Annotated in this window: 20 protein-coding genes and 1 riboswitch; of the genes, 5 read left to right on the plus strand and 15 right to left on the minus strand. The window is 27.3% G+C overall.

The genetic code is table 11. From position 1 onward, the window contains the following. Positions 1-6: 6 nt before the first annotated feature. The 5 genes from ACTNAO_RS02525 to ACTNAO_RS02545 form a co-directional block, all read right to left on the minus strand. The gene (locus tag ACTNAO_RS02525) at positions 7-4,461 is read right to left on the minus strand and encodes a hypothetical protein (RefSeq protein ID WP_441026039.1); all 4,455 of its coding nucleotides are present in this window, start codon (positions 4,459-4,461) and stop codon (positions 7-9) included. Further along, on the minus strand, positions 4,448-5,116 hold the full coding sequence (locus tag ACTNAO_RS02530; protein WP_441026041.1) for a hypothetical protein: 669 nt from the start codon (positions 5,114-5,116) through the stop codon (positions 4,448-4,450). Before ACTNAO_RS02530 ends, ACTNAO_RS02525 begins: the two co-directional genes overlap by 14 nt. Before the next feature lie 14 nt (positions 5,117-5,130). Next, a complete protein-coding gene (locus ACTNAO_RS02535) occupies positions 5,131-5,787 on the minus strand; it encodes a BsaA family SipW-dependent biofilm matrix protein (RefSeq protein ID WP_441026043.1) in 657 nt (218 codons plus the stop codon). 264 nt (positions 5,788-6,051) lie between these two features. Then, complete coding sequence (locus ACTNAO_RS02540; RefSeq protein ID WP_441026045.1) at positions 6,052-6,996, minus strand: SPFH domain-containing protein; 945 nt, start codon at positions 6,994-6,996, stop codon at positions 6,052-6,054. Between the two features lie 11 nt (positions 6,997-7,007). Next, positions 7,008-7,430 (minus strand): NfeD family protein, encoded by a 423-nt coding sequence (locus ACTNAO_RS02545; protein WP_441026047.1) that lies wholly within the window; start codon positions 7,428-7,430, stop codon positions 7,008-7,010. A gap of 243 nt (positions 7,431-7,673) precedes the next feature. Here ACTNAO_RS02545 and ACTNAO_RS02550 point away from each other — a divergent pair, with 243 nt between their 5' ends. Next, positions 7,674-9,575, plus strand: a complete 1,902-nt coding sequence (locus ACTNAO_RS02550; RefSeq protein ID WP_441026049.1) for an NAD(+) synthase — start codon at positions 7,674-7,676, stop codon at positions 9,573-9,575. A 129-nt stretch (positions 9,576-9,704) separates the two neighbouring features. After that, positions 9,705-11,297, plus strand: a complete 1,593-nt coding sequence (locus ACTNAO_RS02555) for a DEAD/DEAH box helicase (protein WP_441026051.1) — start codon at positions 9,705-9,707, stop codon at positions 11,295-11,297. Positions 11,298-11,338: 41 nt separating this feature from the next. Here the strand turns inward: ACTNAO_RS02555 and ACTNAO_RS02560 are convergent, their stop codons facing one another. The 9 genes from ACTNAO_RS02560 to ACTNAO_RS02600 all read right to left on the minus strand — a co-directional run bounded on the left by ACTNAO_RS02560 (position 11,339) and on the right by ACTNAO_RS02600 (position 18,362). Beyond that, positions 11,339-11,677, minus strand: coding sequence for a DUF805 domain-containing protein (locus tag ACTNAO_RS02560; protein ID WP_441026053.1), 339 nt, complete (start codon positions 11,675-11,677; stop codon positions 11,339-11,341). A 106-nt stretch (positions 11,678-11,783) separates the two neighbouring features. Then, entirely contained in the window at positions 11,784-12,128 is a 345-nt protein-coding gene (locus ACTNAO_RS02565) for a DUF805 domain-containing protein (RefSeq protein ID WP_441026055.1), read from the minus strand. Between the two features lie 229 nt (positions 12,129-12,357). Next, a complete protein-coding gene (locus ACTNAO_RS02570) occupies positions 12,358-14,298 on the minus strand; it encodes a [FeFe] hydrogenase, group A (protein WP_441026056.1) in 1,941 nt (646 codons plus the stop codon). A 271-nt stretch (positions 14,299-14,569) separates the two neighbouring features. Next, complete coding sequence (gene queF, locus ACTNAO_RS02575) at positions 14,570-15,058, minus strand: preQ(1) synthase (RefSeq protein WP_441026058.1); 489 nt, start codon at positions 15,056-15,058, stop codon at positions 14,570-14,572. Continuing rightward, positions 15,048-15,713, minus strand: a complete 666-nt coding sequence (gene queC, locus ACTNAO_RS02580) for a 7-cyano-7-deazaguanine synthase QueC (protein ID WP_441026060.1) — start codon at positions 15,711-15,713, stop codon at positions 15,048-15,050. The genes queF and queC overlap by 11 nt, the downstream gene beginning before the upstream one ends. A 14-nt stretch (positions 15,714-15,727) precedes the next feature. Then, on the minus strand, positions 15,728-16,393 hold the full coding sequence (gene queE / locus ACTNAO_RS02585; RefSeq protein WP_441026062.1) for a putative 7-carboxy-7-deazaguanine synthase QueE: 666 nt from the start codon (positions 16,391-16,393) through the stop codon (positions 15,728-15,730). Position 16,394: 1 nt separating this feature from the next. Beyond that, positions 16,395-16,820 (minus strand): 6-pyruvoyl trahydropterin synthase family protein, encoded by a 426-nt coding sequence (locus ACTNAO_RS02590; RefSeq protein WP_441026064.1) that lies wholly within the window; start codon positions 16,818-16,820, stop codon positions 16,395-16,397. 535 nt (positions 16,821-17,355) lie between these two features. Further along, positions 17,356-17,880: a hypothetical protein gene (locus ACTNAO_RS02595; protein WP_441026066.1), complete on the minus strand. Its 525-nt coding sequence runs from the start codon at positions 17,878-17,880 to the stop codon at positions 17,356-17,358. Positions 17,881-18,047: 167 nt separating this feature from the next. Then, positions 18,048-18,362, minus strand: coding sequence for a hypothetical protein (locus ACTNAO_RS02600; RefSeq protein ID WP_441026068.1), 315 nt, complete (start codon positions 18,360-18,362; stop codon positions 18,048-18,050). A gap of 158 nt (positions 18,363-18,520) precedes the next feature. Continuing rightward, positions 18,521-18,659, plus strand: a riboswitch (adenosylcobalamin (AdoCbl) riboswitch). A gap of 89 nt (positions 18,660-18,748) precedes the next feature. Here ACTNAO_RS02600 and ACTNAO_RS02605 point away from each other — a divergent pair. From ACTNAO_RS02605 to ACTNAO_RS02615, 3 genes are read left to right on the plus strand one after another with little or no spacing between them, the layout of a single operon-like run. After that, the gene (locus ACTNAO_RS02605; RefSeq protein ID WP_441026070.1) at positions 18,749-19,927 is read left to right on the plus strand and encodes a prenyltransferase/squalene oxidase repeat-containing protein; all 1,179 of its coding nucleotides are present in this window, start codon (positions 18,749-18,751) and stop codon (positions 19,925-19,927) included. Beyond that, entirely contained in the window at positions 19,920-20,723 is an 804-nt protein-coding gene (locus ACTNAO_RS02610; protein ID WP_441026072.1) for a DUF4430 domain-containing protein, read from the plus strand. Before ACTNAO_RS02605 ends, ACTNAO_RS02610 begins: the two co-directional genes overlap by 8 nt. Continuing rightward, positions 20,720-21,223: a hypothetical protein gene (locus ACTNAO_RS02615; RefSeq protein ID WP_441026074.1), complete on the plus strand. Its 504-nt coding sequence runs from the start codon at positions 20,720-20,722 to the stop codon at positions 21,221-21,223. Before ACTNAO_RS02610 ends, ACTNAO_RS02615 begins: the two co-directional genes overlap by 4 nt. 83 nt (positions 21,224-21,306) lie before the next feature. Here ACTNAO_RS02615 and ACTNAO_RS02620 read toward each other — a convergent pair whose 3' ends face one another. Continuing rightward, positions 21,307-22,920: an alpha-amylase gene (locus ACTNAO_RS02620; RefSeq protein WP_441026076.1), complete on the minus strand. Its 1,614-nt coding sequence runs from the start codon at positions 22,918-22,920 to the stop codon at positions 21,307-21,309. Positions 22,921-22,932: the final 12 nt, after the last annotated feature.

Below are 22,932 nucleotides of genomic sequence, written 5' to 3' on the forward strand. Positions count from 1 at the left end.
CCTCCACTATTTCTCTACATACTTTAGTGTATTTGTAACTTCTGAATCTGCTTGGAACTCATCTGAATCTCTCTTTTCATTATGAAGAGTAATATTTTCAGGATGTGTTACTGTCATTAAATTAAATGTCAAGTTTTTACTATCTTTCTTGTTTCCATTTATATCAGTACCCTTTTCAATATCAATACCTTTATAAGTGAAATTCATAGGAATAGTTTCAGTTACAGTATAATTAACATCAAAATCTAAAACATCAGAAATTTCAACTTTATCTTTGTCTTTTATATACATTGAAGTTTCAAATCCATTATCACCTTTTACAGTAACATAGAATTCTTTAGAAGTATCTGATGGGCAATCCATATTAATATATACTCTAGGATATACACGTAATTTTGCATCATCTTTATTTATGAATTTTTCAGTTCCATCTGATTCTTTTTGATATAATTTAACAGTATTAATTACATTCTTTTTGCAATTATCTGGCACAATCCATTCATTGCTTAATATATCTATTGACTCACCAGCATCAAGTGCAAAATTAGTATGATTAAACTCAGCGCCATCTTTTGTAAATGTCCAATCAGTTACATCCTTAAAGTCTTTCATATCTGGATTTTGAAGTAAATCTTTAATGAATAAATTTTCAACTTTAACTTCAGTATTGTTTTTAATTGTGTAAGTAAATTGTACCTTATCTCCTGGATATACTCTAACCTTTAATGGATCAATTGAATCTTTATTTTTATCGTATATAACATTTCCATCTCTTGTTATTTTATATACATCCTTAGAAATTGACACATTACTATCAACTATAGGAGTTTCTATTTTTGCCTTGTCAGTTGGATTTTTTTCATATCCTTCCCCTTGAGTAACAACTTCATTTGCCTTTATTTCTGGAGTATTTGAAGTATATGATAATAATAAATCATCTGATACAACTATTTTTTCATTTGGTTGAAGTTCTGATAATATATCTTTCAAAGTATCAATTGTTCCTGCAACTTTCAAAGAACCATCAGAAGCATATTTTGTAATTTTAAAGCTCTTTGAATCATTAACAATAGATCCATATTTAATAACATTATTTTGAGTAATAACAACATCTAAATCTTTATCTGTTATAGTAACATTTTTTAATGTATATCTACCATTGTTTGTTACTGTTAAAATATAATTAATCTTCTTTCCCACATTAACTTTTTCATTAATATCTTTATTTTCTGAATCAGTTACAATATTTCCATCTACTAATGCTTGTTTTTGAACTTTAATTTTATTATAACTAGCATCTGGCTTAATAGTTGGATCTTCTATATCTACTTTTACATCTGCAGTATCATTTAAAGTTTCTGTTTTTCCATCTGTATTTGTCTTATAATCGCCAGTTCCTTCTACATTATTTAGCATTTGTCCAGCTTCATTTTTAACGTCCTTTAAGCAATTATCACAAGAAACTTCAATTTTCCAACCTGGCATTAAATCTTCATTTAAAAGACTTAAATTGCCTTCAGTTTTAGTTCCAGCTTCATTCTTAACTTGATACTTAACAACTTTAACATTTGATGCATCCACAGCCTTACCATTAACTGTTATACCATTACTATTAATTTTTACATTTAATGTTGTATCATTAAATGTTATGTTATTCATCTTAAATGGTCCTACATTTTCAAATCCCAATGTATAATAAACGTTAGTACCAGCAATTACTGTAGTATTCATATTTTCATTTTCTGATGAAGCAACTACAGTTTCAGAATTGTCATCATTTTTTATTTTTGCATATTTTGAAACATTTATATTTTGTATTGTTGGCTTAACTACAACTGTATCTGAATCATTAACTTTTTTATTATCACCAGCGCCTTTATATGTTCCATATCCAGTTACTGTATTTTTTAATAATTTATTTAAATCATCATTTATAGTTTCTCTATATATGTTTGATATATCAGTAACTATAACTTTTTCTCCAACCTTTAATGATTTTAATAATTCAAGGCCACCTTTTGTTTCAATTCCATTTATATCAAACTTACTTACCTTAACAGTAGAATTATTTGACTTAGCACCATTTACATATACACCATCTTCAGAAACTTTTACTGAATCTTTTCCATTAAAATTGTTATCCTCAAAATATATATTTTCTAAATCTACATCACCTATATTTTTTGCTGCAAATTTATAATATACCTTTTGGCCTATAGAAACATATTGAACAGAATTTTCAGTAGAAGTATCTGTAAATGCAGTTTTTGTAACATCAATTTCTGGATTCTTTGGTTTTACTGAAACATTAGCATTATCTTTAACTACTTTATCTGTATCTTTAGATGTACCTTGTACATTAACAGTATTTTTAAATGTACTATTTATATTTGTTTTTATTATATTTGAATTATCATAAATTACAATTGACTCATTTACACCTAAAGCTTTAAAGCAATCAAGTCCAGATACACCTGATACTTCTTTACCATCCTTATCATATTTCTTTATAACAAGATTAGCTTTTCCAAGTTCTTCACCATCTACATTTTCATAATTTTCTGAATTAATTAATATTCCCAAATTACTATCATTTAATTTAATATCTTTCAATTCAGAATCTCCAGTATTAGTTATTTTAAACTTATAATAAGCAGTTTGTCCTTTTGCAATTGAGCCTGAATTTGTTACTTGAGTAGATGAAGCTATTAGTTTAGAATAATTACTATCACCATAGGCTTCTTTAACAACTTCAATTTTAGGAGAATCTTCTTGAACTTTTACAGTTACTTTTGCATCAGCTTTATTAGTTAATTTTTCTTCTTTATAATATCCCCTATAATTTGCAGTAGTTGTTACAGTATTTTCAACCTTACCATTATCAATTTCACCTTTTGTTGGTTTGTGAACCATTTTATCAGATGAAACAACAACATATTCCCCTTTATTTAAAGCTTCATTTTCATCTGTTAAAAGAGATGCATCAGAAGTTTTTATAAGATTGCCACTAGCATCATATTTTTCTACTTTAACATCTTCTTTTGCATAAGTTTTTCCATCTATAATAACTGTACAATTACCATCTTTAGCCCCTATTGTTGCATTTAATAAATTATCTTCAAATAATATATTATATATTGGTGTATCTCCAGTATTTTTATAAGTAAATTTGTAAGAAATAGTATCATTATTTTTAACTGCACTAGATGTACCATTAGCGCTTGAAGCTACTAATTTGTCTGAAACATATGCTTCTTTTACAAGTTCAGTTGTTGGTTTAGGTACTCTTATAATATTAAGTTTTGTCATACCACCACTTAAATTGTAGTCAGAAGCTATAACTTCTATTTTATGGCTTGTACCACCTTGATCACTAATAATATTAGTTACATCACCTAAAACTTTTTCTCCAGCTATACTATTTTGAATTTCTTCACCTAAATGAACATGAAGAGTATCAGTAAATACACTTAAAGCTGCATGTCTATTATTTTCATCAGAAGCACTTATTTCACATGTTACAGGAAGATTATTTTCTCTTCTGCAATTTTTAGTTTGATTAAAGTTAATATCATAAGTTTTATCACCATTTTTTAATTTAACAGTAGTTTTAGAATAATCAGCAGTTGTATAATTAATATCTGTTGGCACTCCATCTACAAGAACCATAACTGTATCATCTATTGCAAGAATATTATCCTTATTGTTTCCTGCAGTTAAGTAATAATTATACTTATTTATATCTCCTTCCTCAATAGTAAAATTACCTTGGAATAATCTCATTTGATCTGTTCCGCTATTAGATTTTCCATATTCCATATATTGCCATGTAGCAAACTCTGGATAACTATCAATATTTAAATCATCAGCTCTCTTAATATCTGTAGTTGGATTTTCAGAATTTTGAATATCTTTAAGATGATAATAATCACCAGCCGCTGTAGCTAAATATTCATTTACAACATTATGTCTATATTTTGAATAAGGATTGTTTCCTTTTCCATCCCAAGCATTATCATCTGTTGCTCTTATTGTTTTTGTTAATGCATCGTAATCAAATACTACAGTTTTATTATCCTTTGTAAATAACTGTTGCATTAAAAAGATTCCTTCTTCTCCTTGAGCAGCATCTATACCTGCTGTACCATTTGAATCTATATCATCATATGATTTCATAGTATATGTTGACCCAGATTTAGTCCAATACTTATCAAATTTATTTATTGAGTTATGAACGTTAAACGAACTTCCAGCTCTAACATCCTTTGTTCTTGTCCAATTAACAGATAGTTCTTTATAATTATTTGAAGAAACAACAGCTTTTGTTTGAGATTCTCCAACTGTATCTGCATTTGTAACTGATACTGAATTTAAAACTGTTGTAAACAAGAATAAAGATGTTACAAATGAACTTAAAGTTTTAAATCCTTTGCTTTTTCTTATTCCTTTAGTCTCTTCCACAATTACCCCTCCTTTTAACAAGTGAAATGGCAACAAATGATGAAGCTATTCCAGCTACAAAAACACCTAAAGCTATAAATTTGTTAAAATCAGATGTCTTTTTAACTTGTGCTGGTGCTTTTTCTTCTACTGCTCTTTCAGCTGTAAATATCCATTGTATACTTGCATATTTATTTTTATATTCATTAGTTGTTGTTATTCCATCTAATGTAACCTTCGCATTAAGTACTCTGGTTTCTCCAGGATTAATAACTCCAAGGCTTATTTCCTTTGCCATTTTATCTTCTCCTTGAAGTTCTCCTTCATATACATCCTTAGAATCTTCATCAATTTTTAAGTGAAGTTTTTTTGCAAAATCTTCATCAGATTTTTTTTCTATATCATCTGCCTTTAAAAATACTTCATATGGATAATCATAATTATTAGTAAGCTTAATGGTTCCTTCTGCAGTATCTCCTGGCAAGAAATTATCCTTAACTAAAAAATCATCTGTATCTGGTATTGTTACAAGTCCAGATGCATTTCCTTCTATTACTATATCGTTTCTAAAAGTTTCTGCATTTGCAATCTTGCTACTTGCTCCCCCAAATAGTAAAAAGGATGACAATAAGATACCAAGAGATAAGGCTAATTTCTTCTTTATTCTTTTTATCACTATACTCATCTCCTTTATTCTAATCCTGCACTTTTTGCAATATCAGATAATTTATTTGTAATGATTTCTCCAGCATCCTTCCATTCATATGATGCAGCCCCATTTGATGCTTGTACAGATTCAGCATGTACATCTACATCAAAAGATGCACTTCCATACTGTGCATTTACTGTTTTTTTAAGTGTTACAGAATCTAATAGGTATTTTGTATCTTCTTCAGGATCTACTACTTTTAAGAAATAATAATATCCATCATCACCAAGTACCCATTCTTCTTCTTTAAGTTCATCTTTTGTAGTTAAATTAGTCATTTTTAAATCCAATTTTTCTGGATCTAAAGAACTTAAATCAACCCCTTCTTTACATGAAGTAAATTTAGGTTCAAATTTAAGTCTAATGAAAGATTTGTAAGATGCTTTGTTTCTTGCTTTAACATCTTTATTGACCTCTACTCCAGGCACAATATCCTTACCATCTTCAGGCTTCCAATTTTCTTCAATCTTAACACCATAATTAATGTTATCAGGATTGTCTGGATCAATTGCTTTCCCAGTAGTAAATTTGTTCATTACATCATCTCTTGCTGTAAACCATGCAAATGTACTACCAGCGCAAATAGCAATTGCTGTTAATGCTGTTGTTGCTATAATTGCTAGCTTCTTTCTCTTCATCAAAACCCCTCCATTTTAATTTATAAAAATTGACATTTTATTTTTATATTGTCAATTTATTAATAAAAATAGCTTATATTATTAAAATATAGGCTATTACATTTATATTATAACTTTATATGATTTTATTTCCATTTTTTTGTTCATTTTTTACTTTTTATTATCAAAGTTTTAACTATTTATTAATATTTTTATTTATTAATTCATTAATAAATAAAAAAAGACACTTTCTCATGGAAAATGTCTAAAGCATAAATTTATTATTTATTTTTCTGTTTTCTTAAGCATATCTGCAATAGCAGCTATACTTCCAAGAGATGACAAAGTTTCATTTGGTAATATAAGTTTGTTAGCTGGATTTTTTGCCATTTCTTTAAGGGCTTCAACCTGTTTTAAAGCAATAACTTTTTCATCAGTTCCAGATTCAATTATTGCCTTATTTACTTTACGTATTGCATCAGCTTCAGCATCTGCTATAGCTTCAATGGCCTTTGCTTTACCTTCTGCCTCTAAAAGTTGTGATTCACGAAGACCTTCTGCTCTTCTTATTTGTGCTTCCTTTTGAGCCTCTGCTTCCAATATTTTAGCTTGTTTTTCACCATTTGCCTTTTCTATTTGTGATTGTCTTAAACCTTCTGCTTGAAGAACCATTGCTCTTTTATCTCTTTCAGCCTTCATTTGCTTTTCCATAGCTTGTTGAATTTCAGCAGGTGGTACAATATTCTTTATTTCAACTGAAAGTATTTTTATTCCATATGCATCTGTAACTTCATCTATTATACTTAAAAGATCTTGATTTATTGTATCTCTTCCAGATAATACTTCATCAAGTGTCATATTTCCTAAAATATTTCTCATATTTGTTGTTGCTGAATATACAATACCAGCTTTATAATCCTCAATATTATAAACTGCATCCTTTGCATTTAACATTTTATAAAAAATTACATTGTCTACTGAAATTTTTACATTATCTTTTGTTATAACATTTTGAGGTGGTACATCTAAAATTTGTTGCTTTGTTGAAACTTTTTTTCTAACATAATCAACAAAAGGTATAATTAAATGCCATCCTGGTTCTAATGTTTTGTAATATTGACCAAATCTTTCTACAATATACAAATAACCTGTATTTACAATTTTTATTGATGATATAAGCACTATAAAAAATACTAATAAAACTATTCCTAAAATTATTATAACTGTCATAAAAAAACCTCCTAACACTTTTTAATTATTAGCTTATTGCCACTTATTTTGCAGATAGTAAATTTTTCCCCTTTTAATATTTTTTCTCCCTCATTTTGTCCAGTCCAATATGAACCTTCAATTTTTAATCTTGTACTGCCTATTATATCTTCCCGTGCTGTATAAGTTTTCCCAATAAAATTTTCCTCCATAAGAGGTAACCTCTTTACTCCTTTTTTTATTTTCTTTCTTACAACTTTGTAACCAATAACTACGCAAATTACAGTCAAAATAGAAAAAATAATTATTTGAGTAATAATATTAAATCCTAAAATATTAGCTATTATAGCTCCAGCTGATCCCATAGCTATCCAGCAAAAAAGGAATGTACTTGTAAACAAATCAACAATAATAGCTATTACTGCAATAGCAACCCAAAAAATTATAGCCGCCATAAAAATCCCCCTTTCAAAAGTTTCAAGAACATTATATCATATTATGCTTAAAAATGTTAATTTATTACACAAGCATATATTCTTGTTGTTTTTATTATATACTTTTCAAAAGAGTTTTACAAGTTATTTATTACTATTTTATGAGTTATTTTATATCGTTTTTAAAAAGTTCGATTTATATAATATTTGATGTATAATAATTTTATTATTATTAAAAATAATTATATAAGGAGTGAAGAATTAATGGATTTTATAAAAGTAGGTTCTGCTTGTCCTAAAACAACTGTAGCTAATCCAGATTTAAATATTATTAACATGCTTAAATGTGTAGATATAGCAAAAAACGAAAATGTAAAAGTTCTTGTATTTCCAGAGCTTTCAATTACATCATATACATGTGGTGATCTCTTTTTAAATAGTACTTTATTAGATAAATCTAATAAAGCAATTTTTGATTTTCTTAATAAAACAAAAAACATTGATATGCTTTTAGCCTTTGGTGCACCTATCCTTTATAATAATTCTCTATATAATTGTGCTTGTATTTCTTTTAAAGGCAAAATACTTGGAATTGTTCCAAAATCATTTATTCCTAATTATAATGAATTCTATGAAAAAAGATGGTTTACTGAAGGTTATAATTTAATTAATAAAAAGATTGATATGCCATTTCAAAAAGATATTCCTTTTGGTATAAATCTTATATTTTCTTGTGATAACTTTAAATTTGGAGTAGAAATATGTGAAGATCTTTGGGTTACTATTCCTCCAAGTTCAAAACTTTCACTAATGGGAGCAAATATTATTTTAAATCTTTCTGCATCTAACGAACTAGTTAGTAAAATGGAATATAGAAAATCTCTTATTCAAAATCAAAGTGCAAGATGTATGTGTTCTTATATATATTCATCAGCTGGTGTTCATGAATCAACTACTGATTGCTTGTTTAGTGGTCATCTTCTTATATCAGAAAATGGAACACTTCTTAAAGAGAATAAAAGATTTTGTAGAGATAATGAAATTATTTCTTCAACTATAGATGTATTTAGATTAAATTCTGAAAGAATGAAAAACATAAGTTTTAGAGATGCAACAAGATACACAGAATTACAAGAACCTAATATTATTAACTTTACATTTGATGATATAAACATTAAATCTTTTGATAGATTTATAGATAAGCATCCTTTTGTTCCATCAAATGATAAAGAACGTGAAATTAGATGTAAAGAAATTTTTAATATACAAAGTGCTTCTCTTGCAAAACGTCTTGAACATACAGGTCTCAAAAAGGCAGTTGTTGGTATTTCTGGAGGTCTTGATTCAACCTTAGCATTACTTGTTATATACAAAACCTTTAAATTATTAGATTATCCAATGGAAAACATAATTACAATAACAATGCCAGGCTTTGGAACAACTGATAGAACATACAACAATGCAGTTACTTTATGTAAAGAGTTAGGTTGCAGTTTTAGAGAAATTAATATTGTAAATGCAGCATTACTTCATTTTAAAGATATTAATCATAACAAAGATATTCATGATGTTACATATGAAAATGTTCAAGCAAGAGAAAGAACTCAAATACTTATGGATATTGCAAATAAAGAAGGAGGACTTTTAATAGGTACAGGTGATTTATCAGAACTTGCCTTAGGTTGGTGTACATATAATGGTGATCATATGTCTATGTATTCTGTAAATCCTTCTATTCCAAAAACACTTGTTAGATATTTAGTTAAATATGTAGCTCAAAATGAATGTAATAAAAAGACTTCTGAAACACTTTTAGACATATTAGACACACCAGTAAGTCCAGAATTACTTCCAAAAGATAGTGCAGGCAAAATATCTCAAAAAACAGAAGATATAGTAGGTCCCTACGAACTTCATGATTTCTTTTTATACCACTTTATTAAACATGGATCATCTAAAGAAAGAATTTTATTTTTAGCTAAAGAAGCTTTCAAAAATGATTATGATGAAGATACAATAAAAAAATGGCTTAATAAATTTATGTATAGATTTTTTACCCAACAATTTAAAAGAAGCGCCCTTCCAGATGGTCCAAAGGTAGGAAGTATATCTTTATCCCCACGTGGAGATTGGCGTATGCCTTCTGATGCCAAGGCTTGGGAATAAATATTTATTTTGCATTAGCAGATATAATAGTATATAATTAAAAAGTTGACAAAATATTTTATGAATTTTTTGTTAACTTTTTATTAGTACAATATTTTTAAAATAAAAGCTTACGCGAAGGGAACATTTATGGATAAAAAAACATTTGAAGATTTAAATTTAAAAGAATCTATCTTGAAAGCTATTAAGGATTTAGGTTATGAAACACCATCACAAATTCAAGCTGAATCTATTCCAATAGCTATTAAAGGATATGATTTAATTGGTCAGGCACAAACAGGAACTGGTAAAACAGCAGCATTTGGTTGCTCAATATTAAATAATATGCAAAAAAATGAAAATATATCATCTATTATACTTACTCCTACAAGAGAATTAGCTATACAAATATATGAAGAACTTAACAAATTATCAAAATACGATAAAGCAAAAGTTTTAGCTGTATATGGTGGAGACCCAATCCAAAGACAAATAAGAGCATTAAAAAAAGGAACTGATATAGTTGTAGGTACCCCTGGAAGAGTTTTAGATCTTATAAGAAGAAATATTCTACCTCTCTCAAATATTCAATCATTTGTTTTAGATGAAGCAGATGAAATGCTTAATATGGGTTTTATAGATGACATAAAAGAGGTAATGAAAGAGCTTCCAAAAGAAAGACAAACGCTGCTTTTCTCTGCAACTATGCCACCTCAAATAGAAAAGCTTGCAAAACATTATATGAAAAAAGATGCTAAAACTGTAAATATAAAAAAAGCTTCTATGACAGTATCTAAAATAACTCAAAAATATTTTGAAGTAAATCAAAGAAATAAATTTGAAGCCTTATGTAGAGTACTTGATTATGATACTCCTAATTCAGCAATAATATTCTGTAAAACAAAAAAAGGTGTTGATGAATTAGTAGATGCTATGCAAGATAGAAACTATGTAGTAGAAGGTATGCATGGTGATATGACTCAAATTCATAGAACTAAAACATTAAAAAAATTTAAAGAAGGTTCTCTAAATTACCTTGTAGCTACTGATGTTGCTGCAAGAGGTATTGATGCTCAAGATGTTACACATGTATTTAATTATGATTTAACTCAAGATGTAGAATCCTATGTTCATAGAATTGGAAGAACAGGAAGAGCAAATAAAGAAGGAACTGCTTACTCTTTTATTACTCCAAGAGAAAATTCTATGCTTAAACAAATTAAACATGTAACAAAATCAAAAATTCAAAAAGCTCAAGTTCCTACTGTTAAGGATATTTTATCCTCTAAATTAAAAAATAAAATAAATTCTATAGAAGAAACAATAAATGATAATAATTACGAAAATTACATAGAAACAGCTACTAACTTATGTAACACTTTTAATCCAGTAGATGTTGTTTCAGCACTTATTAAAATGCAATTTGATAAAGAAATGAGTTTTGATTATAAATCAAATGTTATAGAAACTCCAAAAGCTTCAGATTATGAATCTAAGAAAAATGACACAAGATTATTCTTTTCTATAGGAAAAAGAGATAAATTAACAGTAAAAACATTAGTAAAATTCATTACAGAAAAGGCAAATGTACCTGGAAGAAAGGTTAACAAAATAGATATATTAGAAAATTTTTCTTTTGTGTCAGTGGATAATGATATTGCTAATAAAGTAATGGAAAAATGTATTGGTTCAAAAATAAATAAAAGAAAAATAAATATTGAAATTGCAAATAAGCGAAAATAGTAAAAATACAGCCAGAAGGCTGTATTTTTATATGTTTAGTTTTAAATACCATATTCATTTTCTTCTTCTGTACCAGATTTTAATGTTAATACAAGAAACCATATCCATCCAACAAGAGGAATTAGAGAAATTAAAATCCAGCATCCACTTTTATTAATATCATGCATCCTTCTAACAGCTATAGAAATAGTAGGCAAAAGAATTGCTAATACATAAATAAACTCAATTAATGCAAAAACAAAAAGTTCAGTACCTTGGGATAATGATTGTAATACACTTAAAATTACCCCATTGATTATAGTAGCAATCCAATAATCTTTTCTTGATGTCCTTCCTTCAAATTTAACATACTTTTTCCACATAGAAATATATGGTTCCATATTTTCCTCCCATAGGAATTATTATAATAACTTCTATAAATAATATGCTTATGCTGCAAAATTATTACAAAAAAATAACTAGCCATTTATGACTAGTTATAAAAAATTAAACTTGTGGTCCATATTGTTCTCCAACTGGTTTAGAAGCAGTACATGCTAATACTAAAAACCATATTTGTCCTGCAATAGGTATAAGAGATACTAATATCCAAGTTCCTGCTTTTCCAATATCATGCATTCTTCTTATAGATAATGCTATTCCTGGAACTAAAGTTGCCAAAGAATATAAATAACCTAATACTGTAAATATACTCATATCAGTTGCATTACCAATAATACCAATTACAAAAGCAATAATCCAATTAAATAAGATTGCAAGCCAATAGTCTTTTCTTGATGTTCTGTTATTAAAATTCACATAATTCTTAAACATTCTAATGTATGAATCCATTATAATTCCCCCCATTTCTATTATGTTTAAAATGTTTTACCTATTAAGTATACTACATTTATCATAATTATTCAACAATAACCATTAAGTTAACAAAAATTTTACTATTTTAATATTAGAAACTAATAAAACTTATCAGTTTCTAAAGGAGTAAACATAAATCTTATTAATTTCAATAAAAAAAGTGTGATAACATAAATCTTAATATTATCACACTTTTTTAATAATACTATTTTTTATTAAATTTAGGGAAATACTTAGTATGAATTAACTCATGAGCCTTTCTGCTTAAAGGTTTATCTAAATATTTATCATAAACAGCTAAAACTGAAGGATTTTCATGCGATCTTCTAAGTGGAAGATTTCTATCAATGTTATTAAGTCCTTCACCTCTTTTGATTATAACTTCCTTCTTATTTCTCATAACCTTTGGCTGACCGCCTCCGCCTATGCATCCACCTTCACAAGCCATAATTTCTATAGCATGATAGAATTCTTCACCACTTCTTATTTTATCAAGCATTTTTCTAGCTTCCTTTAATCCATAGGCAACACCTATTTTTAATTCCATACCTTCAACATTTAAAGTACAAGATCTAAAGCCTTCCCAACCTCTTAATTCTTCAAATTCTATATTATCAATTCTCTTTCCAGTAATTTTTTCAAGGGCAGTTCTAGTGGCAGCTTCAATAACTCCTCCTGTTCTACCAAATATAATTCCAGCGCCAGTATATTCCCCAAGAGGATTATCAAAATCTTGATCTTTTAATTCTTTTAAATCTATGTTAGTTTCTTTTAAAATTCTTATTAATTCCTTTGTAGTAATAACATAATCTGTATCATAATTATCACCTCTTGAGAATTCTTCTCTTGCTGCTTCGTATTTTTTTGCTACACAAGGCATAATTGCTACTGATGTAACTTTATTTCTCTTAAATCCTTTTTCTTTTGCCCATATATCCTTTGCAATAGTTGCAAACATCTGCATAGGTGATTTAGCTGATGAAGGAACATCAAGCATATCAGGATAACTTTGTTCTATAAATTTAACCCAAGCAGGACAACATGATGTAAGTAATGGGAATTTAACACTATCATCGCCCTTCATATGTGCTTCTAATCTTTCTTGAAGTTCTGCAGCTTCTTCCATTATAGTTAAATCAGCAGCCCATGATGTATCAAAAACATACTCTACTCCAAGCATTTTAAGAGCAGCATTAACTTTCTTTTCTACATTTTCTCCTGGTTCAAAGCCAAAAGCTTCACCAATTGCAACTCTTACAGCAGGTGCCATTTGAGTTATTACAATTTTATTTGGAGTTGCTAAATCTCTTAAAAATCTAAATGTGTTATCCCCTTCTGTTATAGCATTTACAGGACATGCTTGAATACATTGACCACAATGAGTACATTTATCATAATCGATTCTATGTCTTACCTTTAATGAACCTTCTATACAATCAACTGGACAGACTCTTCTACATGCTCCACATCCAACGCATTTATTTGTTATTCTTAGTTGAGCAAGTTGTGGACATTGTCCTGTAGAACATTCATGTTCTTCTATATGAGTTTCTAATTCATCATAGAAATTTTCTAATACTTCAAGAATTATATTTCTCTTTTCATGCAGTTCATCTTTAATTGTTCCTGCTAATTGTCTTAATAAATATAAATCTCTTAAATTAGATTTACCTTTACTTATTCTATCAAAAATTCTTCCTATTCTTTCTATTTCACTTTTATACTTAGAAATATGTTCAAATTCTCCATCTTCAATATTACCAAGTAAATATTCAACATAATATATACAGAATTGAACAATACAATCTTCATCTGATAAGATAATTATATTTTTGTAAGTATTATCCTCAAATAAGTTAAAGTCAAGCTTATCATGTAAGTTTTCTGAAATAAGAAAAGCTCCAAAAGGGAATCCAAGTTGCGCTGCCTTAAAGGTCTTTTTATTAATAATACCACCAGCCATATCAATTATATCCTTAAGAGTTGCATCATCACTTAATTCATAAATTCCTGGATTAACAACCTTACCAGATACAGCCACTATTTTTTTTGAATTGTCTTTAGTTTTTTCTAATTCACTCTTTGCAAAAGTAGTAAAAACAGATCCTAAAGAGCTTTGAATTATTTTTTGTTTAACATTTTCCACTTACTATTCGCCACCTTTAATTTAATTCTTTTATCTAATAATTGTAACGTTTAAATAATCTTTTTCTAGCCTTTTATATCATACTAATTTGTGATTAACTTGTAAATACCAAACCATTTTATTTAATAATTTATTTTTAATAATTTATAGTATTTTTAACAAATTAATTATATTGTTTAAATTATAATATTCTTTTATTATTTTAAGTTTAATTTTTTTTATACATAATTAAAAATAAAAATCTAGAAACACCTCTAGATTTTTATAAAAACTATCTATTATCAATTTTTTCAGGATTCATATCATGATAAAAAAGTCTCTTTCTTGCCATTTCTTCATAGCATGTTCCTTTCTTGCCATAATTAGCAAAGGGATCAATACTTATGCCACCTCTTGGTGTGAATTTTCCTAACACCTCAATATATTTAGGATCCATAAGTTCAATTAAATCCTTCATTATTATATTAATACAATCTTCATGAAAATCTCCATGATTTCTAAAACTAAAAAGATATAATTTTAGTGACTTGCTTTCAACTAATTTCTTGTCAGGTATATAACTTATATATATACTTGCAAAATCTGGCTGGCTAGTTATAGGACAAAGACTTGTAAATTCTGGGCAGTTTAACTTTACAAAATAATCATTATCTAGATGTTTATTATCAAATGCTTCTAATATACTTTTATCATAATCAAATACATAATTGTTATTTTTGTTACCTAAAAGACTCAATCCTTCTATTTCTTTATTTCTCATTAGCTTTCTCCTTAGATTTTAAGTATTTTTCAAGACCTTTTTTTCTTAATATACATGATGGACATTTGCCACATCCATCTCCAATTATTCCGTTATAGCATGTTAATGTGTTATTTCTAACATAGTCAAACTTTCCAAATTCCTCTGCCATTTTCCATGTTTCTGCTTTATCAAGCCACATAAGAGGAGTATGTATTATGAAATTATAATCCATTGCTAAATCTAGAGTAGTATTTAAAGATTTTATAAATACATCTCTACAATCTGGATAACCACTAAAGTCAGTTTCACAAACTCCTGTAACAATATTACTTATCCCCTTAACCTTAGCCAAAACTGCTGCAAAAGTTAAAAATAACATATTTCTACCTTCTACATATGTTGATGGAAGTTCTCCTTCTTCTCCCTTTTTTACATCAATATCATTTCTTGTTAATGCATTAGGAGCAAGTTGATTTAATAAATCCATATTTAATATATGATGTTCCACATTAAAATCCTTTACTATTTTCTTTGCACACTCTATTTCTAATTTATGCCTCTGATTATAATCAAAAGTAACTGCAACTACTTCATCAAATTTTTTCAAAGCCCATAAAAGACATGTGGTAGAATCCTGCCCACCACTAAATACAACTACAGCTTTATTATTCATAACTATTCCTCACTTTACACACCTTTTTTATTGCCCCATATAATTTTATGAAGCTGAATTTGAAGTTTAACTTTGTTTAAATTATTATTCTTCATAAAATCAACTATTTTTTCTAGCTTAATACTGCCAAATACAGGGCTAAAAATTACTCTGCATTTATTACAAAGATCATACTTTTTTATAATTTCATATGCATATAAAAGATCTTTTTCATCTGCTATTACAAATTTATATACATCATTCATTGTTACATAATTAAAGTTATTTAAATCCATTTTTTTAGTCATATTACTGCTTGGAAGCTTAAAATCAAGTACAAAAGAAATATTATTGCTAATAATATTATCCTTAAATTCTTTTATGCATATAGATCCATTTGTTTCTATTGATGTTTTTAAATCTTTATCTCTATCTAGTAACAATAAAAGATCTACTATATCTTTTTGTATTAATGGTTCGCCACCAGTTAATGTAACATTTACAGTATTATTTTCTTTTATATATTTATAAATTTCTTCTGCTGATAAAACTTCTTTTATTTCACTTTCATAAAATGAATACTTAGTATCACACCAAGAACATTTTAAATTACATTTGCAAAATCTTATAAATGTAGATAACTCTCCTTGCGTATAGCCTTCTCCATCTATGGAAATAAACTTTTCTATAATATTAAACATTTTAATCCTCCATATATATGCAACTGTTTTTAGGTGTCTCAAATAATTCCACAGAATATATTGGAAGTTCTTTTTTCTTTAAACTAAAAAAAATATCTCTAGCCATTTCCTCTGCTGTAGGTCTATAATTAACAAAATATATATCAAAATTTCCTACACTTTGTATTTTTTTTGCAAGCTTTTCCCCTTCATCGTTTTTTTCAATAACAAGTTTATGATCAAACCTTTTTGCTATTTCTTTCAAATCACCTTTTATTACATCAAAGTCTTCTACCATACCCCTATTATTACCTTGTTTTTTTAATTTTTCACTCATAAAACTAGCAATTACTTTATATCTATGTCCATGAATATTAGAACATTTTCCTTTATATCCACTTAAAAAATGAGCCATATCAAATTCTACTTCACTTTTAATAAAAAACACTTATATTTTCACCTCTTAAAAATATAGGCCTAAGAAAATTTTGCATAAAAAAACTGGCTTAAAACAAGCCAGTATATAATCGTAAAATAAATTAAAATATTATAAATAAATTTTTCTAGCCTAGTTTTTTTTATTGACAGGATGGTCTAAATGAACTGTCATATTTAATTATACTTCTTAATTAATATATCATAATATAAATTCTTTTTCAATCATATGTATAATTTTTTTTTAAATGTAAATAATAATAAATGTCCTAAATATTTATGGTTTTCATCACTATTAATTGGGGCCACCTTTACGGTGGTCTTTTTTTAATCTTAAAGTGATACTATAACTACAATATTTTTTCAACTAAATCATGTGCTTTTGAAATTATACTGTATATATTCATTTAAGCTTCCTAGAATCTCTGCCTCAATTTATTTTAATAATAAATATTAATTATTAAATTTAAATAATATTTTCACAAAAAAAGGATTGACTTTTAAATCAATCCTTTATAACTATAACATAAACAATTAAATTTTATATACTAAAAATTGTGATTTTCACCTAAATTATTATCCCAATATGTTACTCCATTAACTTCATATGATACTGCATAATGGAATTTATCTGTAGATTTATTATCTAATGAAATATTAGTACCCCATATTTCTAAGTCATTCTCTACAGTTTTTTCATATTTCAAATCAGCTTCCTTAACACTCTTCCAATCATCATCAGTATATCTTACTTTAACAACTTTAACTAGCCCAAGATTTAATAAAACTGTATTAATTGGATAATTATCTACACTTTTTTTAGCAACGCCATGTAATACTTTTATCTCAGCTCCCCCAAGTGCTTCTTGTAAATTAATATTTGAAATATCAATAATATTTGCAACAACTTCTTTAGGTTTCACAACTGCAACCTTCTTATTTGCTTTCTTTGAAGATCTTACTTCTTCAACTGGTGGTTTTGCAGCTACCTTTGCTTTTTTCTTACATGTTGTTCCAACATTTTTTGTAGTTCTTGTTGCACTTGTCCCTTTATTTCTTTCGTTTGTTTTCATTACATATTCTCCCCTTTAACAAAATATTTCTAATAAAATGATTATACCATTATTTTTTTAAAAGCATTAGATATTAACAATAAATTAACATTTTTATAAAATTATATTTACTTTTATAAATAACAGAAAATTATTTTATTTATACATTATATTTCAATTAATATAATTTATTCTTTAATTGTTTTAGATATTTTTACACTTTCTAATTTTTCTGTTTCTAACTTTTCTGGTGGCAGTTTATCTATATGTTCATTATTTATATAATCATCAGATATAAATATCCTTAAACTTTCAGAAGATTTTTCTGCATCGACAAAATACATCACCCTTCTTACATACCCGTGAATAAAATCGTTTTTACTAAAGGATAATTTTATTTCAGTACCAACTTTAGTTATTACACTAATTACGTCTTTCATTTCTTCAGATTCTTTAGTAAATATAACTTCACCATCTTCTATACTACAAAATTCAATATGCATAAATTCATCCCCTTTTTAATAAATAATTTTACAAATATATTATACACCTTTTTTTAAATTATATAATATTTTTACATATTTTACTATAAATTATTTAAATTTTTTATTAATATTTTATTAATCTCAAATCATAATAAATAACTTAATAGAATATTGTGATATAATAATTTAGGTCTTTGGTGGAAATTTGGTTAGATTCCAATACTGTCCCGCAACTGTAATGCACATTTTGTGACAAGTCAGATCTTCCAATTATTATTTTTGTTTTAACTATTTCGAGGCAAAATAGTTAACCTTATTTTTAGCTAAAGACAATGTATCTCTTTAGCTTTTTTAATTGTTTAAGTAATATTTTATGCCTAAAAACATTTTGGAGGGATTCTTTTATGAATAAAAAATTAATTTCACTATTACTATCTTCTATTATTGCTATTGTTCCATTTACTTCAGTTGTAACATCAAATAGTACTTTAGCTTATGCAGATGAAGTATCTTCAGCTTCTAATTCAATAGATTCAGAAATATCTAAGGAAATTTCTAAAACTTCTTCTTTATTATCACTTAGAGATTCTTTAGGCGAATGGCAAGTTCCATCTATGGTTAGACTTGAAAAAATCACTAATTCTCAAAAGCAAAATATTTTCAATTCTATAAATGCTAGAATTGATGCAAAATATGAAAACAGCTATTCAAGCCAAATGGCAAAAGATATTTTTATGTTAACAGCTTTAAATGAAAATCCTCAAACTTATAGAAATTTTGATTTAATAAATGAAATGATAAGCAAAAAAGATTATATAGGTTCTAGTAACTATGAAGTATGGATATTAATAGCTACTGAACTTAATAATTATTCTATTTCAGATGAAAATAAAGTGCTACTTAATAATATGGTAGAGGATATATTAAATTGTCAAAGTGATAATGGAGGTTTTGGTTATTCTGTTGACAAACAATGGATTGATGTAGATATGACTGGTATGGCTATTTTTGCTTTATCTTCATATGAAAATAAGACTCCTGAAATTACAAATGCAATTGAAAATGCTAAAAATTACATATTATCAGAACTTGAAAAAGCTGGTGGAAAATTTGATAATTCAAATACTACTGCCATGGCTATTTTAGGTCTTTCATCTGTTGGATATGATTGCGCTGATTTAGCTTCAAATTTATTAACTTATGAACTTGAAGATGGATCATTTGTTTGGCAAAAAACTGATGCTGAATCAAATGACCTTTCTACAGAACAAGCATTATATTCACTTATTCAATATTCTGCTTCAAAATTAAATAAAAATATTTTCGATTTTAGAGATAAATGGACATACTCTGAATTATTAAATAATTTAAACCCTGGAGAAGATCCTGCAACTCCAACACCTTCAGAAGATCCAGCAACATCTACACCAACAACTACTACACCAACTGCTACTACTTCAACTAGTACTCCAGGAACATCTACACCAACTAGTGATGGTGCAAGGGTTGCATTTTTACTTTCACTTTTACTTGGAAGTACACTAATTAGTAAAAAATCTTTAAGAAGGAATATAAATGACTAATTTTAGTAAAAAGCAAAAAACTTTTATTGTTGGTATTAGTTCATTTATTGTTTTATTTGTAATATTTATTGGATTTTCATATTTTTTTGCAACTAGTAATAGTAATTTTAATAAAAAATCTAATGATTATAAAATAGCCGAATCAACTACATCTGCCATAGAGAATTCTAAGAAAGATGATAATGATGATTCTAAAAGACTAGAAACTGCTACAAATAGTAATATCCAAAATAATGAACAGACAAATAGTAACTTAAATGAAAATGGTACTCCTAATACTAATGCTAATGCTGAAAATAAAGATAAAAATACTATAGAAAGTAATGCATCAAATAACATAGTACAAAATACACCTAATGAAAACTATCAAACACAAACAAATAATAATACCTTAGTTCAGACTCCTAATGTAAATAAAAGCAATGAAAATAGCACTATAAAAGAGCCTCCCAAAGAAGATTACAATTTTATAGTAAATATACAAATAGGTGATGTAGATAATATACTTTGGTCTGGCACAGTAAAAACCAACAATACATTAACAGCCTATAAAGCCTTAGAACTTTTTGCTAATGAGTCAAGTATTGAGGTTAAAAAAAGTGGTTCTGGTTCTCTTATATATGTTACTTCTATAGGAGGACTTAAAGAAAAAGATAAGGGACCTTCTTCTGGCTGGATGTATAAAGTTAATGGTAATTTTCCAAGTGTTGCAGCAGGTAATTATACTTTAAATTCAGGAGATACTATTGAGTGGGTATATACTCATGATGGCGGAAAGGATGTAGGTTCAAGATGAAAACAAGAAAAATAGCAATAATAGGGCTTTTATCAGCCCTTAATATTGCTTCACGTATAATTTTAAAGGTACTTCCAAATATAAAACCAGTTACACCTATTATCTTTATAACTTCAATGATTATGGGAGCAGAATATGGTATTCCTATATCTATTGTTACTACAATAGTATCTGGCTTCTTTTTAGGCCTTGGTACATATATACCTTTTCAAATACTTGCTTTTTGTATTATTGCACTTATTGGTGCCTCTATAGGTAAACTTTTTAAAAAACCTAACTTAATTATAATGGCTCTTTTATGTGGCTTTATGGGATTTTTATATGGTTTTTTTGTTTCATTAGATAAATTATTCATAGCTGGTCCTTACGCTTTTTTAGTATATTATGGTCAGGGATTAAGTTTTGACTTTTTACATGCAATTGGAAATATTGCATTTTATATAGTACTTTATCCTGTACTTGCACCAATTTTAAGAAAAGAAAAAGATAAGATTTCTTAATTTGATAAATAAAAACTAAAAAATACCCCTTCTATATAAACAAACATTTAATTACTTATATAAAAGGGGTATTTAAATATATACTACTTATTAATTTGTTTTTTAAGTTCTTCATTTTCTTTTTCAAGAACTTTTATTTTACATAACAATTCTTTTATGTATTCATCTTTATTCTTTACAACTTTATCTTCTTTACTTTTTTTATTATTTTCTTCTATAATTTCACCTTTCTTATTTACATGTTCTTCTTTTAACACCCAAACAGAAACACTGCCACCATTTACAGTAAAATTAGCACAACCATCATTATCAATTTTTATAATTTCATTTCTATTTTCAAGCAAATCATAAAAATTTTTTCCTGCAAATTTCTTGCCAATATACATTCTCTTGCTTCCTGCACATCTATTAGTAAGTATAACTGCCAACCCTGAATTTTTATGATCTTCATCACCAGATCGTGTCCATCCTATTATGTCTGGATGATCAAAATAATCTGTTTGGTCACCGTAAGCCAGTTCTTTTCTTGCTGTAATAAGTTTATTTAAAGTATACATCATAGGTTGCACATCTGTTTGAATACTTCCATAATAATCACCATAAAATACACATGGATATCCTTCTCTCCTTAAAAGGATTATTGCATATGCAAGAGGCTTAAACCATGTTTGAACTGGAGACGATAGAGCTTGACCACTTTGAGTATCATGATTTTCTACAAAAGTTACTGCCTTAACTGGCATCCTCTCCATCAAAGTTCCTTTTATTATATTTCTCATATCATAATTTCCATTACTATTTGCAGCAGTAAAAAAATTATAATGAAGAGGTACATCAAAAAGTGATAAAAATCCCTCTGTATAGTTTATATAATTTACTAAAACATCAATATTAGGATTCCAATATTCACCTACTGTAAATAGTTCTTTTCCAGTTTCTTTTCTCAAGGTTTCAATCCAGTCCCTTATAAATACATAACTTATATGTTTTGCTGCATCAATTCTAAAACCATCTATATCAGCAAAATCTATATACCATTTTCCCCAGTTTTTTAATTCCTTTACTACTTCTTCATTACAAAGTTCAATATCTGCACCCATAAGAAAATCAAAATTTCCATTTTCAGTATCTACATAATCATCCCATTTTTTATCTTTAAATCTAAAAATAGAATTCCTTTTCGTTCTATCATCATAATCAACTCCATCAAAATGAGATGCATTCCATTTAAAATCTGAATACTTATTATTTCTTCCTGGAAAATTAAACTTTGTCCATGCCATTATTTTTTCTGTACCTGATATATCTCTTTCCCTATTGTAATAGTCTTCTTCTATAGCTTCAACTTCTTCTGTTTCATCTGCTCCTATTTTATGATCTAGGGATACATCTGCATAAACATTAATATTATATTTTTTTAATGTTTTAATAGCTTTTAAATATTCATCTTTTGTACCATATTTTGTGGCAATTGATCCTTTTTGATTAAATTCTCCCAAATCATACAAATCATATACTGTGTATCCTACATCATAGGCTCCTTGCGCTCCCTTATATGCAGGTGGAAGCCATAAAGCTGTTATTCCTATTTTACTTAATTCTCTTGCTTGCTTCATTGCTTTTTTCCATAAAGCTGAATTAGGCTTTAAATACCATTCAAAATACTGCATCATAGTACCATTATGCACTTGTTTCATCAAACTCCCCCT

The sequence above is a fragment of the Clostridium sp. HCP1S3_C6 genome, from assembly GCF_052066735.1.
Classification (GTDB): domain Bacteria; phylum Bacillota; class Clostridia; order Clostridiales; family Clostridiaceae; genus Clostridium.

Excerpts from the sequence above, each read along its gene's own strand:
- ACTNAO_RS02535 (WP_441026043.1), bottom strand. The coding sequence starts at position 5,787 with ATGAAGAGAAAGAAGCTAGCAATTATAGCAACAACAGCATTAACAGCA.
- ACTNAO_RS02540 (WP_441026045.1), bottom strand. The coding sequence starts at position 6,996 with ATGACAGTTATAATAATTTTAGGAATAGTTTTATTAGTATTTTTTATA.
- ACTNAO_RS02545 (WP_441026047.1), bottom strand. The coding sequence starts at position 7,430 with ATGGCGGCTATAATTTTTTGGGTTGCTATTGCAGTAATAGCTATTATT.
- ACTNAO_RS02550 (WP_441026049.1), top strand. The coding sequence starts at position 7,674 with ATGGATTTTATAAAAGTAGGTTCTGCTTGTCCTAAAACAACTGTAGCT.
- ACTNAO_RS02555 (WP_441026051.1), top strand. The coding sequence starts at position 9,705 with ATGGATAAAAAAACATTTGAAGATTTAAATTTAAAAGAATCTATCTTG.
- ACTNAO_RS02560 (WP_441026053.1), bottom strand. The coding sequence starts at position 11,677 with ATGGAACCATATATTTCTATGTGGAAAAAGTATGTTAAATTTGAAGGA.
- ACTNAO_RS02565 (WP_441026055.1), bottom strand. The coding sequence starts at position 12,128 with ATGGATTCATACATTAGAATGTTTAAGAATTATGTGAATTTTAATAAC.
- queF (WP_441026058.1), bottom strand. The coding sequence starts at position 15,058 with ATGAGAAATAAAGAAATAGAAGGATTGAGTCTTTTAGGTAACAAAAAT.
- queC (WP_441026060.1), bottom strand. The coding sequence starts at position 15,713 with ATGAATAATAAAGCTGTAGTTGTATTTAGTGGTGGGCAGGATTCTACC.
- queE (WP_441026062.1), bottom strand. The coding sequence starts at position 16,393 with ATGTTTAATATTATAGAAAAGTTTATTTCCATAGATGGAGAAGGCTAT.
- ACTNAO_RS02595 (WP_441026066.1), bottom strand. The coding sequence starts at position 17,880 with ATGAAAACAAACGAAAGAAATAAAGGGACAAGTGCAACAAGAACTACA.
- ACTNAO_RS02600 (WP_441026068.1), bottom strand. The coding sequence starts at position 18,362 with ATGCATATTGAATTTTGTAGTATAGAAGATGGTGAAGTTATATTTACT.
- ACTNAO_RS02605 (WP_441026070.1), top strand. The coding sequence starts at position 18,749 with ATGAATAAAAAATTAATTTCACTATTACTATCTTCTATTATTGCTATT.
- ACTNAO_RS02610 (WP_441026072.1), top strand. The coding sequence starts at position 19,920 with ATGACTAATTTTAGTAAAAAGCAAAAAACTTTTATTGTTGGTATTAGT.
- ACTNAO_RS02615 (WP_441026074.1), top strand. The coding sequence starts at position 20,720 with ATGAAAACAAGAAAAATAGCAATAATAGGGCTTTTATCAGCCCTTAAT.
- ACTNAO_RS02620 (WP_441026076.1), bottom strand. The coding sequence starts at position 22,920 with ATGAAACAAGTGCATAATGGTACTATGATGCAGTATTTTGAATGGTAT.